A 12601-nucleotide genomic window follows, 5' to 3' on the forward strand; every position below is an offset into this window, starting at 1 on the left:
TTCAGAACAGGCTTCAGGCAAAGGCCGGCAGGCTGGCCATCTTGCCGCGGCAGTACACCATCGGCCGGGGCGCTTCTTCGGGCACGATCAGGTTATGCACCTTGCCGACCATGATGGCGTGGTCGCCACCTTCATATTCACGCCACAGTTCGCATTCGATGACGGCGGTGGCGCCGGCCAGGATCGGGTTACCCAGTTCGCTCATGGACCACTCGATGCCGCTGGCCTTGTCCTTGCCCTTCTTGGCGAACGCATAGGCTTCGGCTTGCTGTTCACCCGAGAGCAGGTGAATGGCAAAACGCTTCTGTTTCATCAGCACCGGGTAGGAGTCGGAGGTGTAGTTGGGGCAGAACAGCACCAGCGGCGGGTCCATCGACAGGGAGGAGAAGGCGCTGGCGGTCAGGCCGACAACCGAGCCGTCATCGTCCAGGGTGGTGATGACGGTAACGCCGGACGGGAAGGAGCCCAGGACGTTCTTGTAGACGGTTGCGTCGATCATCGGGAATACCTCTAAAAGGCTGCGGTGGTCCGCGGTTTTTATCGTTGATGTGTCTGATGGTATACCGTAATACCTATTTTGCAAGCGGAATTTTAATGCCCGAGGTTTACACGATGAACGGCTAAAGGCCACGTATACCGTGGCTTAGAGCGGTGACGCGGTTTGTTGGATGGGTTTGCAAAGCAGATCAGTGGACGCTTTTTCGTGCGGATCAGTGTTGTCAAAAGTTTGGAATACCATAATATGGTCCGCAGCTGAGAGGCCGCCTAGATGCGGTTTCCTTACAACGATAAAAACGACCTTTCGAGCTGAATCCTATGTCCCAACCGTCATCGCAACACCCGTTTGTCGAGAATCACACGGTCGATTACGTTCCACCTGCCGAGCGCCACGGGAAGGCGCGCGACCTGTTCACCCTCTGGTTCAGTACCAACATTGCGCCACTGCCAATTGTCACCGGCGCCATGGTGGTCCAGGTGTTCCACCTGAACCTGTTGTGGGGGCTGATCGCCATTGTGCTGGGCCATCTGGTCGGGGGCGTGGTCATCGCCCTTGCCTCTGCGCAGGGACCGCAGCTGGGCATTCCACAGATGGTGCAAAGCCGTGGCCAGTTCGGCCGCTACGGCGCCTTGCTGATCGTGTTCTTCACTGCACTGATCTATGTCGGCTTCTTTATTTCCAACATCGTCCTGGCGGGCAAGACCATTCACGGCATCGCCCCGAGCATGCCGATGCCGGGCGCGATCGTGATCGGTGCCCTGAGCGCCACGGCCATTGGCGTGATCGGCTACCGCTTCATCCATGTCTTGAACCGCATCGGTACCTGGGTGATGGGCTCTGCGCTGCTGGCGGGGTTCATCATGATGTTCGCCCAGGAGCTGCCGGCCGACTTCTTCAGCCGTGGTGCATTCAATCTGTCGGGCTTTATCGCCACCGTGTCACTGGGCACCATCTGGCAGATCAGCTTCTCGCCGTACACGTCCGACTATTCGCGTTATCTGCCACGTGAAGTGGGCATTGCCAAGCCGTTCTGGGCCACTTACTTTGGCGCGACCCTGGGCACCATCCTGTGCTTCAGCTTTGGTGCCGTGGCGGTGCTGTGCGTACCGGAAGGTACTGACGCCATGGACGCAGTGAAGCAGGCTACCGGTTGGCTGGGCCCGATCCTGATGGTGCTGTTCCTGCTCAATATCATCAGCCATAACGCCCTTAACCTGTATGGCGCGGTGCTGTCGATCGTCACTGCTATTCAGACGTTCTTTGCCGAATGGACGCCAAGCATCAAGGTGCGGGTAATCCTGGCCTCGGTGATTCTGCTGGGCTGCGGGATGGTCGCGCTGAACGCCTCGGCGGACTTCATCGGCCACTTCATCGGCCTGATCCTGGCGTTGCTGCTGGTGCTGGTGCCGTGGGCTTCGATCAACCTGATCGACTTCTATCTGATCAAGAAGGGCCAGTACGACATTCCTTCGATCTTCAGCGCTGATGGCGGCATCTATGGTCGCTTCAATCACCACGCGATCATTGCCTATGCCTGCGGCATTCTGGTGCAGTTGCCGTTTGCCAACACCGCCCTGTATGTGGGGCCGTATTCGAACATTGTCGAAGGGGCGGACTTGTCCTGGCTGTTCGGGTTGCTGGTGACGGTGCCGTTGTATTACTGCCTGGCGACGCGGGGGCAGGCGGTCAACAGTGCGCGGGTTATCAGCGTCAACGACTGACAGTTGCAATGGGGGCCGCCTTGCGGCCCATTCGCGGGGCAAGCCCGCTCCCACAGATTCAACCAAAGCAATGGAGTGAACCTGTGGGAGCGGGCTTGCCCCGCGAATGGGCTGCAAAGCAGCCCCGGCTATATCCGATCAAACCTTGAACTGCGCCACCATGCCATTCAGGTCCACCGCCAACCGCGACAAGTCCTGTGCCGCCGCGCTGGTCTGGTTGGCCCCCGCTGAGGTCTGCATCGCCAGATCACGAATGTTCACCAAATTGCGGTCCACTTCGCGCGCCACCTGCGCCTGCTCCTCTGAAGCACTGGCAATCACCAGGTTACGCTGGTTGATCGACGCAATCGCCTCGGCAATCACCTCCAGCGCCTGACCGGCGCCCTGGGCCACTTCCAGCGTGCCCGTCGCACGCCCCTGGCTGCTGTGCATCGCCGTCACGGCCCGCTCGGTACCGTTCTGGATGCCGGCAATCATCTGCTCGATCTCTGCGGTCGACTGCTGGGTGCGGTGGGCGAGGGCGCGGACTTCGTCGGCCACCACGGCAAAGCCACGGCCTGCCTCGCCGGCGCGGGCTGCTTCGATAGCGGCGTTCAGTGCCAGCAGGTTGGTCTGCCCGGCAATCGCGCCGATCACATCCAGCACACGGCTGATCTCATTGGCATTGTTGGCCAGCTGTTCGATCTCGACCGAGGTGCCGGTCACATCGGCCACCAGGTGCTGGATGGACGCCAGTGCCTGGTTGACCCGGTCACGGCCATCGCGGGTGGTCTGGTCGGCACCTTTGGAGGCGTCCGCAGTGCTGACTGCATTGTTCGCCACTTCCTCGACTGCTGCGGTCATCTGGTTGACAGCCGTGGCGGCCTGGTCGATTTCGGCGCTTTGCTGATGCAGGCCGCGGCTGGTGTCTTCGGTGACGGTGTGGAGTTCTTCCGAGGCTGAGGCCAACTGGTCGGACGAGGCGGCGATCTTGCGGATGGTGTCGCGCAGGCTGCCTTGCATGCGGCTCAGGGCGCGCAGCAGCAAGGCGGGCTCGTCGCGGCCGGTGACGCGGATTTCCTGGGTGAGGTCGCCCGTGGCCACACGTTCGGCCACGGCCACTGCATCGGCCAGAGGCACCACGATGCTGCGAGTCAGCACGGTAGCCATCGCGGCCAGGGCAAGCATGATCACAAGCAACGAGAAGATGATGGCGTTAAATGCTTCGTCCGCTACATCGCTGCTGCGCTGCGAGGCATCTTCGGCACCCTTGCTGTTGTAGTCGATCAGCGCCGTCAAGGCCTTCATCATGCTGTCGGCTCGTTGGGTGAGCGGGCCGCTGATCTGCTGCTTTGCCTCGTCCATGCGGCCTGCAGCAATGTCCTGCAGCACTTTCAGCTGCAGTTCGAGGTACTGGTGATACCCGTCGTTGAAGGTGTTGAAAAGGGCACGGTCGTCGGCCGCGATGATGGTGTCGGCGTAGTCCTTCAGGCCACCTTTGAGCTCGGCATTGATGGCTTCGAGCATCTGCAGGTTACGTGTGCGCTCGCCGGGGTTATCGTCCAGCGCGGCCCGCAGGGTAACGGCGCGGGCGCGCCCGAGGTTGCTGCTGATGTCACCCAGCGCTACCACAGCGGGTATCCAGGTGACCCGGATCTCGTCGGTGGCCGTGTCCATCTGGCGGGTTTCGTAAAGTGCGATAAGGCCCATGATCAGGACCAGGACGCCCAGCAGGGCAAACACGCTGGCAGCGCGAATGCCGATTTTCAAATTCCTTAACTGCATGGAATGCTCCTTGACGGTGGCGTGCAGGCGTCAGGAGCTGGCTGCAAAGCCAGGACACCGAGGTGGCGCCAGGCTCTTGATGCACTGCGGGTTAGTAGATTTTTCTCACCCTCTTGCATTGTTTTCTTTGAATGATGCCATATGGCCATCATTGTTGAACAGTCATTCAATGTAACGAAATAATTGACAAAACCGACGTTTTTTGACGGTTTTGTCAGGTTTTCTCGCATCAAACGATGGCAATCATCGGGTCGGCAGCTGCCAACGCCAAGGTGCGGTCAGCTGCCGGCGGGTAGATCCACACCGAGTTGATCTGGCGCTTGAGGTGCTTGCCTTCCTGGCCCTGCAGTTTCAATTCTCGTTCCCAGCCTTCGCTGTACGCCGCCCCCCACTCACCCAGGTCGAGGCAGGTGACGTACTTGGGCTGGCGGTACACCACAGGTGCCAGCCCCAGCAGGTCGGCCATGGCGTTGTTGCCACTGTGGCGACCCATCGGGATGGCGTGCTGGCAGGTCATCAGGGCGTGGTTGCCAGCTTCGTCCACAGCAGCCCAGGCAGTATCGCCGGTCGCATAGATGTGGTCCTGGCCAATGACCTTGAGGTGCCCGTCGACCTTGAGCCTGCCGAAGTTGTCACGCTCGCCGGCAACCTGAGCGGTCAGCGGGCTGGCCTTGACACCGACGGTCCAGATCACGGTGTTGCTGGCGATGTACTCGCCGTTGTCCAGGGTGACGCCACCGGCATCGACAGCCACCACCGAGGTGCCAGTCAGCCACTGGACGCCGGCAACCTGCGAGGCGGCAACAATCGACGGCTTGATGCCTGCACCCAATGCCGCGCCGATGCTGGCGCCACGGTCAACCAGCAGCACCTGCACATCGGCGCCTGCGAGGATGGCGCGCAGCCGGGCGGGCATTTCGGTGGCCGTTTCGATGCCGGTGAAACCACCACCGCAGACCACCACGGTATTGCGGGCAGGTGAAGGGGGCAGGGCAGCCAGGCCCGTCAGATGCTGCTCAAGGCGTACGGCCGACTCCATCTTGTCGATGTCGAAGGTGTACTCGGCCAGCCCCGGGACTGCTGGGCGCGCTACCTGACTGCCAGCGGCGAGGATGAGGCGGTCGTAGCTGATCTGGTGGCGCTGGCCTTGGCTGTCGATGTAGCTCACGGTGCGCGCATCGGCGTCGATGGCTTGGGCGTTACCGGTGATGAAATGCACGCCCACCGCAGTGAACAGCTCACCTACGGGGGCCTTCAACGTGTGTGCGTTGGCCTCGTAAAAGCGCGGGCGAATGTGCAGTTCCGCTTGCGGCGCGAGCACGCTGATGCTCAGGTCGTCGCGCTGGGCTTGGTCGAGTAGCCGGGCGGCGCTCAGGGCGCTCCACACACCGGCAAAGCCGGCACCGATGATCAGGATGTTGGATTTCATGCAGGTGCTCCGCAAAGGTCGGGGATGAAAACGGTGGCTTCGATCGCACGATAGGTGCCGCTCGAATAACTACGACTCTATTGGTCGTAGTTTGTCTCTGCAAGTTTTTTTCATCGTTGCGATGAGGCGAGCCCGAGGACGAACGAACGCAAAGGCCGTACTTGGTGCTGTCTTGGCTGCCGGCGGCAGGGCCGCAAACCTTGCTATCCCCACCCCCATCCGTTATAGATAAAAAAGAAACCATAAAGAAAAGAGGCCATTTCAGCCCCCCATGCACGAGATCACACGTATCTTCCGCCCTTCAGGCCCCCATTTCGCGCCTTGCGCAGATGGATACGGGCCCGCCCCCATGACCCTCTCTCCGCTTTCGAATCTGTACCACGTGTTGTCGATTCCGCCGGTCAACATTCTGCTGACCCAGATGCGCAAACGCCCCGTCCCCCCACCTGCACCGTAGCGCCTGAATTTCACCACCCCCGGTCTTTTGCCGTTTGGGGTTGGGGAGCCTTTGCATTTTTTCAGCGTTCAACTGTTCAGGAATCACTATGACTCTTCGTGTCGCTATCATCGGTGCCGGCCCGTCCGGCCTTGCGCAACTGCGTGCCTTCCAATCCGCCCATGCCCAGGGCGCGCCCATGCCCGAAATCGTGTGCTTCGAAAAACAGGCCGATTGGGGCGGTATGTGGAACTACACCTGGCGCACTGGCCTCGACCAGCATGGCGAGCCGGTGCACGGCAGCATGTACCGCTACCTGTGGTCCAACGGCCCCAAGGAATGCCTGGAGTTCGCCGATTACAGCTTTGATGAGCATTTTGGCCGGCCGATTTCCTCGTACCCGCCGCGCGAGGTGCTGTGGGACTACATTCAGGGCCGCGTAAACAAGGCTGGGGTGCGCGACTACATCCGCTTCAACACGGTGGTCAAGCATGTCAGCTTCGATGAAAGCACCCGCGAGTTCACCGTCAGCGCCCACGACTACGGCGCGGGGCTTGGCATCGAGCAGGTGTTCGATTATGTGGTGGTGGCCAGCGGGCACTTTTCTACCCCGCACGTGCCGGAGTTCGAAGGCTTCGAACGTTTCACCGGGCGTATCCTGCACGCTCACGACTTTCGCGAAGCCATGGAATTCCACGGCCAGGACCTGCTCATTGTCGGCAGCAGCTACTCGGCCGAAGACATCGGCTCGCAGTGCTACAAGTACGGTGCGCGCTCGATCACCACGGCCTACCGTACCCAGCCGATGGGCTACAAATGGCCCAAGGGCTGGGAAGAGCGCCCGCAACTGGTCCGCGTCGAAAACGACCTGGCGTTCTTCGCCGATGGCTCGAACAAGCGCGTAGATGCGATCATCCTGTGCACGGGCTACCAGCATCACTTCCCGTTCCTGCCCGATGAACTCACCCTCAAGACCAACAACCGCCTGTGGCCTGCCGGCTTGTACCAAGGCGTGGTGTGGGAGCAAAACCCGCAACTGCTTTACCTGGGCATGCAGGACCTGTGGTACAGCTTCAACCTGTTCGATGCACAGGCGTGGTTTGCTCGTGACTACATGCTGGGGCGCATCAAGCTGCCGGCCAAGGCGGTCATGCAGGCTGACAGTGCGCGCTGGCGCGAGGATGAGGGGCGGCTGGCAACTACTGCTTCGATGTATGAATTCCAGGGCCGATACATCAAGCACCTGATCGAGCAGACGGATTACCCGCGCTTCGACATCGATGCGGTGAACCGCATCTTCCTGCAATGGAAGACCGACAAGAAGCACGACATCATGGGCTACCGTGACAAATCCTACCGCTCGGTGATCACCGGCACCAAAGCAGTGCCTCACCATACCCGCTGGATGCAGGCCATGGACGACTCGATGCAGGAGTACCTGCGCGAAACGGACGGCAAGCAAGCAGAGGTGAAGGTGCTGCGCAGGTAGCCGCCGAGCCTGACCTTGTGATCAGGATGCGCGGCAAGCGGGGAAGTGTTTTGCCGTGCTGGCACTCCCCGCGTATCATTTGCGACAAAGCTGGTCGGAGATTGATATGTCCCTTTACAGTGCTGGCGTCGAATACGGCATCCATTGCCTGCTGTTTCTGGTAGGCGAGGGCGGTGAGAGCCGTGATTCCAGCGTGCGCGACCTGGCCGAGTTGCAGGGCGTACCGCAGGAATACCTGGCCAAGGTTTTCACCAAGCTGGCACGTGCCGGGTTGGTGGCCGCCACCGAAGGCGTGCGCGGTGGCTTCCGCCTGGCGCGGCCGGCGGCTGAGATCACCGTGCTGGATATCGTCAACGCCATCGACGGGCCGAAGAAGATTTTCGATTGCCGCGAGATCCGCGAACGCTGCACGCTGTTCGAGGGCTCGCCGCCCGCTTGGGCGACGGAAGGCACCTGTGCGATTCATGCCGTGATGCTGGGGGCGCAGAAGCGCATGGAAGAGGCGTTGGCGCAGCAAACTGTTCTGGCATTGGCAATGCGCTTCGGGCGCAAGGCCCCGGCCGAGTTCGGGCAGCAGGTCGATGCCTGGATGGCCGAGCGGCGAGAGAGTAAAGGGGCTGGGGATATTGCAGTGGATCAGCTTTGATTTTGATTCCCACATTGGCGCCGGTGTCGAGGCCGGTGATGGCTTATCACGTCCAGGGCACCGCCGCCAATGTGGCGAAAGTTACACAGGCTCTTGCGCTGCTGGCGCAAAAAAAACGCTGTATGCATCATTGCTGGTCATACGTCTCATTATCGCTAAATGGGTCTGACGGTTATCGGAGTATGCATATTAAGCCGTGGCGGAGCGCCGTTAAATTGTCCGTGATAACCTGATGCCGTAATTTGTACGGGCAAGCTTTGACTTCTGACAGTAATAACCCAATTGCCTTGGGCTTCGTTTGGGTATTTTTTATATCGCATGGATATAAAGCCACATGCGTCCTGCGAGGGATGCAAGCTATCAGCTGTTGGCCGGTGCAAGAAGCTGTATTCTGTATGTGGTATGTACGCGACCTGCCCTTTCCCGTGTTCTTTCAGTAAATTGTACTGTTCGTTTTCTTTTTTACTGAAGACGTGATAAACACGATACTGCGTGTCATTTATCTGGTCCACAACAAAACTGCAGCCGCTGAAATTATCTGTGAATAGAGTGGTTGGCTCCGTGCCTGTGGGGTGAATCGGAATGTCATAATACTTGTTCTGAGGCACCCAGTACGCTGAAATGAGTTTGTTGTTGTCACTGGCTCGTTCAGTGCTCGTGGGTGTGACATTAATAAAATCGTGTAACGTATTGCTCCTTGGGGAATCAACCATAAAACGTCGCGTTTCAAACAATAAAATACCTGGCTCTCGGTCATTTCCCATCCACCTCGGATCTGACGGGAGTCTTGCATCAGCACCGATAGCGATCGGCAAGGCACTATTATCGGCCTCTTCAAAAGTTATAGGGAGTTTAAGTCGGATGGCGCCTTGGCCCACATAATTAGGGTCGTAGGATAACTGTGGCTCGGGGTTGTACCCAGAACGGATGTTTTGATAAAGAGGAATGGTCTTTTCGCCTACGCCTCCCCTTAATTTAAGTACGGTCCAGTTTCCATTACTGTCTTTTACAATATCGGTCGGCAAGTTGGTCACGGATGTGCCGTTTTTATCTGCCGGGATGGGTGAGCCATTTTTCCTGAAACCATTAATCCTTACCCATCTGCCATCGACATAGATATAGTCTTTGTTGGTGGTCAAGTTTCTATAATAACCGCCTTGATAGGTAATGCCTCTGAGCTCCAAATCGTCTGCAACAATTCTGGCTTCATGTGAAAAATTACCGTACAGTGGAGTTAATGGTTTGGATGTTATGATGAAGTCGCGAGATCCCCTGCTGTCGATGGTTGTATTTTCTATTAATTTTTTTTCATTAATTAGATTTCCATATTTAGGTGTTGCAAGGTTGGCCAGATCTCCAAAGCCCTTCATGAGACTGCTAATGTCAATAAGGTTGTCGTGTGTGATGGTGCCTGAATCAGTTACTTTGATAACTTCCTGAATCACAGCGCCAGCCATGGTTAATCCTGCAACTACCGGGCCCACAACAGGAACTCGCATAAGCAGGGTTTGTAAGATAAAGCCGATGGAGGAACCGATGTTATAGGCGATGGTAACACTTTCCCTGTTGGAGGTGAAAGGCAGGGTAATGACCGTTGCAAATACTCCCACAGGGTTTTTTAAAGCTTCGGCGGCTACATAAGCGGCTTTCGCCCAATTGAATGAACTGTACAAGGTGCCAATAAAATTCATTTGACAAACGGTGTTTATTTTGTCGTTGATTTTTTGAAAATCAGCTTCTGTATAGACAGCGTGAAGGGGTATCTCAGGCTTTGCTTGTCGCTTGTATCGGCTGACTGTCAAAGTGCCATTTAGACGTGAAGTTGTCAGGGTGTCCGCTAATGGGTGATAGTAAAGATTGTTTCTCAGGTGCAATGGGATATGTCCTCTGACCTCAACCCAAACACCTTCATCGTTTTTAGGCGGCTCGAAAGCGCTGTATCGATATTCGGCAATACGGAAACCTGCTTCGCTATCTTGTTTTGGGTAATATTTGAGCCACAAGCTAACGACTTTGAAGTCGTGGCCCCATGTGCAGACATTGGATTTGCCCTTGTTGTATTTCGCGGCGATTTTGTGATCACCATTTTCCACAGTTAAGGATGCTTTCCACTTACCCTCGCTGTCCGAGGTGGTTAAAGCAGAGAAATATATCGCTTCTCTCTTCCAACCGTTATGGCATAGCCAAATAAGTGTATTTGCTGGGGCGTTTCCTTTAAGGGTTATGTGTCGTCTGTTTATTTCGCGGTTTTTCAATGGGTGATAAATATGAATGTCAATCGCGTATGGCTTGCTGCATCCATATGGAAGTGTCTCGCCGGCGCTTATTTCCTCCTCAGTATCCTCAGCCTCCTCTTCGATGATGTCGACTTCTTCCTGTTCGACGGTGCCCTCATTCGGTTCTGCGGCCTCATCGTTGCCTTCTAGCGGTAAGTCATCCGAATGCATGATGACGCTTTGTAAAATCATTTCTGTTTCAGGGTCAAGCTGTGCATGCTCGCATATGAGCGTGTGCAACGCGTCGTCCGTCGTTGATGTCGTGTCAACTATAACTTTGAGGTCGTTGAGGGTTTTGCAGAGTGTGTTGAATTTGTCGATAAACTTTTTATTTCCAGTCACGATGAGATTTTTGTCAGGCGATATGCCAACATTTAGGACTGAGATTTTTGCCATTGGTTCATTGGGTAGAGAGATGTGCGTACTTAAGATGGATGGTGCAGAGGCTATAAATAGTTCTTCCAAATCGTTTTTTACGAAGTCATCAAAATGAAATGACTTTCCATTAAAGCTGTGCGTTTTTTTCAGGTCTATTGATTTGGTTTTTTTGTTGGTGTCGTTAAATATTTTTATTTTTCCTATCTTCCAATTTATCTCTTTGATGGTGCCCTGTTCCAAGACAGGGTTGATAGTGTTTTCAGCTTTTATCCATAGCCTCACATGGCTATCTTTTGCGAAATCGCTCAAGTTAAGGCTTTCATTCCCACTATGGGAAGGGTCAAACTGCTGATAAAGTTCCATGGGGTATCCTCAGTTTATGCATTTATCCTGGTAGCTGACGGCCGTATCCATAACGGGGCTGCGCCGGAATTATGCAGGCGGGCCATCGGCGAGACTTATACTGCGTAAGCCATTGCTCATGTATGACGATCTTCCGTTAATACCGCTTTGCGCTTGGTACGTTTGTCCTGCTTTTGACCGGGCGACCAGCGCCCGTGTTGATGGACGTTGTTCTATCTTCCAGCGTGGATTTTTTCTGAGGTCTTCAGGCTTGATTATGCAGGCACACTAATCCTATTGAAACTGGTAAAAATGTCAGGTCATAGGGGCAATTCAACTCTCAGTAAACCACTCGTCGTCCCTCGGGTATTTTGGCTTGTGAAGCCTCAGCAACGCTCTAGCTTGCGGCCACGGCTGTCCAGACACACCTCAAACCAATAGAAGCATGCGCCCATACTGCCGAGTTCTGTATTAAATCCCGCAAATCCAATTACTGCCGTTTGAATGTCAACGGGTGTTGTTTTGATTTCTTCTCTATGGCGGGCAAGGTAGGGCGTAGCAGTTACGCCTCAGCATGGCGGAGGGTGTCCTTATCCCGACAACCCAACCTGCCTGCCTTCCAAACGCTGCTCGCTCTAGGCGGTGAATGCACCCCCCTTTTCAGGCAGAGCCTAGCGGCCCTCATGTCGCCGCCGATAAGCCCCCGGCTGCTGGCCCACCGCCTTGGCAAAGGCCCGGGTAAACGCCGCCACCGATTGGTACCCCACCTGCGCGCCCACCTGTTCGACGGTATTGCCCGCCTGCAACAGCTGGCAGGCAAGGCGCATGCGCAATGCCAGGAGCACCTGCCCAGGTGACTGCCCGGCCAGCTCACTGAAACGCTTGAAGAAAGCCGAACGCGAAAGCCCGGTGCAGGCTGCCATGCGCTCCAGCGTCCAGGCCTGGCCCGGCGCTTCGATCAGCTGTGCCAGCAGCCCGGCAAACGCTGGCTGGCGGGCGAGGGCGACCAGGCCGCCCAGTGACTGCCCGGCAATGACCTGCTGGCGCAGCACGTACAGGAACAACAGGTGGGTCAGGCGCTCCAGCAACGTCTGCGACGGGCCAGCGGCCCGCCGGCATTCTTCCAGAATGAGCTCGAACAGCGCCCGCGCCGCACTGCCGGCGGGGTCTTCGGCGCGCAGCAGGATCCAGTCGGCCAAGCCTTCGACAATCAGTGAAGACAGGCCGGACTGGAAATGGAAGAAGCCACAAACCAGCCCGACGCCGTCGCTGGCTTCGCTATCCAGCGCCTGCATGGCCTGGCGCGGTTGGGCACAGGCGTCGACCGGGTCCTGATCGCTGGACAATCGATAGGCAAGGTCGCGCAACAGGAACACGGCATCTCCCTTTTCCAGGCGCACCGGCTGCGGCTGGCCGTCGATGTGCAGCCAGCAATGGCCCTGCACCACCAAGTGGAAGCTGGCGCGGCCCATGCCCTGGGTGCTGGCGTGCCAGCCACCGCAGTAGCGGCCGACATGAAACAGGCTGGCATCGAGCTCCAGGCCCTCTAATAACCAATCGACAAGGTGGCTGGACGAAATCATCTAATACAAAGACTCAGGAACAAGGAAAGGCGACTGAT

Annotated in this window: 8 protein-coding genes; 3 read left to right on the forward strand and 5 right to left on the reverse strand. The window is 56.9% G+C overall.

Annotation, left to right across the window (positions count from 1 at the left end; genetic code table 11):
* Window positions 1-13: 13 nt before the first annotated feature.
* Window positions 14-499, reverse strand: a complete 486-nt coding sequence (locus tag LU684_RS00115) for a flavin reductase family protein (RefSeq protein ID WP_023047057.1) — start codon at window positions 497-499, stop codon at window positions 14-16.
* Between the two features lie 317 nt (window positions 500-816).
* Here LU684_RS00115 and LU684_RS00120 point away from each other — a divergent pair, with 317 nt between their 5' ends.
* A complete protein-coding gene (locus LU684_RS00120; RefSeq protein ID WP_096426188.1) occupies window positions 817-2220 on the forward strand; it encodes a purine-cytosine permease family protein in 1404 nt (467 codons plus the stop codon).
* Between the two features lie 138 nt (window positions 2221-2358).
* Here LU684_RS00120 and LU684_RS00125 read toward each other — a convergent pair whose 3' ends face one another.
* The gene (locus LU684_RS00125; protein ID WP_023047059.1) at window positions 2359-3984 is read right to left on the reverse strand and encodes a methyl-accepting chemotaxis protein; all 1626 of its coding nucleotides are present in this window, start codon (window positions 3982-3984) and stop codon (window positions 2359-2361) included.
* Window positions 3985-4213: 229 nt separating this feature from the next.
* Window positions 4214-5413, reverse strand: coding sequence for an NAD(P)/FAD-dependent oxidoreductase (locus tag LU684_RS00130; RefSeq protein WP_232893986.1), 1200 nt, complete (start codon window positions 5411-5413; stop codon window positions 4214-4216).
* 545 nt (window positions 5414-5958) lie between these two features.
* Between LU684_RS00130 and LU684_RS00135 the strand changes: the two genes are divergently transcribed.
* Both LU684_RS00135 and LU684_RS00140 read left to right on the forward strand, forming a co-directional pair.
* Entirely contained in the window at window positions 5959-7338 is a 1380-nt protein-coding gene (locus tag LU684_RS00135; protein ID WP_060518311.1) for an NAD(P)-binding domain-containing protein, read from the forward strand.
* Window positions 7339-7444: 106 nt separating this feature from the next.
* The gene (locus LU684_RS00140; RefSeq protein ID WP_016487511.1) at window positions 7445-7984 is read left to right on the forward strand and encodes an RrF2 family transcriptional regulator; all 540 of its coding nucleotides are present in this window, start codon (window positions 7445-7447) and stop codon (window positions 7982-7984) included.
* A gap of 155 nt (window positions 7985-8139) precedes the next feature.
* On the opposite strand, the gene LU684_RS00145 is transcribed toward LU684_RS00140, so the two are convergent.
* Complete coding sequence (locus LU684_RS00145; RefSeq protein ID WP_102667845.1) at window positions 8140-11001, reverse strand: hypothetical protein; 2862 nt, start codon at window positions 10999-11001, stop codon at window positions 8140-8142.
* Between the two features lie 650 nt (window positions 11002-11651).
* Window positions 11652-12563: an AraC family transcriptional regulator gene (locus LU684_RS00150; protein ID WP_016487508.1), complete on the reverse strand. Its 912-nt coding sequence runs from the start codon at window positions 12561-12563 to the stop codon at window positions 11652-11654.
* Between the last annotated feature and the right edge of the window lie 38 nt (window positions 12564-12601).

The organism is Pseudomonas sp. NMI542_15 (assembly GCF_021283425.1).
Lineage (GTDB): Bacteria > Pseudomonadota > Gammaproteobacteria > Pseudomonadales > Pseudomonadaceae > Aquipseudomonas > Aquipseudomonas fortuita.

Excerpts from the sequence above, each read along its gene's own strand:
- LU684_RS00115 (WP_023047057.1), bottom strand. The coding sequence starts at position 499 with ATGATCGACGCAACCGTCTACAAGAACGTCCTGGGCTCCTTCCCGTCC.
- LU684_RS00120 (WP_096426188.1), top strand. The coding sequence starts at position 817 with ATGTCCCAACCGTCATCGCAACACCCGTTTGTCGAGAATCACACGGTC.
- LU684_RS00125 (WP_023047059.1), bottom strand. The coding sequence starts at position 3,984 with ATGCAGTTAAGGAATTTGAAAATCGGCATTCGCGCTGCCAGCGTGTTT.
- LU684_RS00130 (WP_232893986.1), bottom strand. The coding sequence starts at position 5,413 with ATGAAATCCAACATCCTGATCATCGGTGCCGGCTTTGCCGGTGTGTGG.
- LU684_RS00135 (WP_060518311.1), top strand. The coding sequence starts at position 5,959 with ATGACTCTTCGTGTCGCTATCATCGGTGCCGGCCCGTCCGGCCTTGCG.
- LU684_RS00140 (WP_016487511.1), top strand. The coding sequence starts at position 7,445 with ATGTCCCTTTACAGTGCTGGCGTCGAATACGGCATCCATTGCCTGCTG.
- LU684_RS00145 (WP_102667845.1), bottom strand. The coding sequence starts at position 11,001 with ATGGAACTTTATCAGCAGTTTGACCCTTCCCATAGTGGGAATGAAAGC.
- LU684_RS00150 (WP_016487508.1), bottom strand. The coding sequence starts at position 12,563 with ATGATTTCGTCCAGCCACCTTGTCGATTGGTTATTAGAGGGCCTGGAG.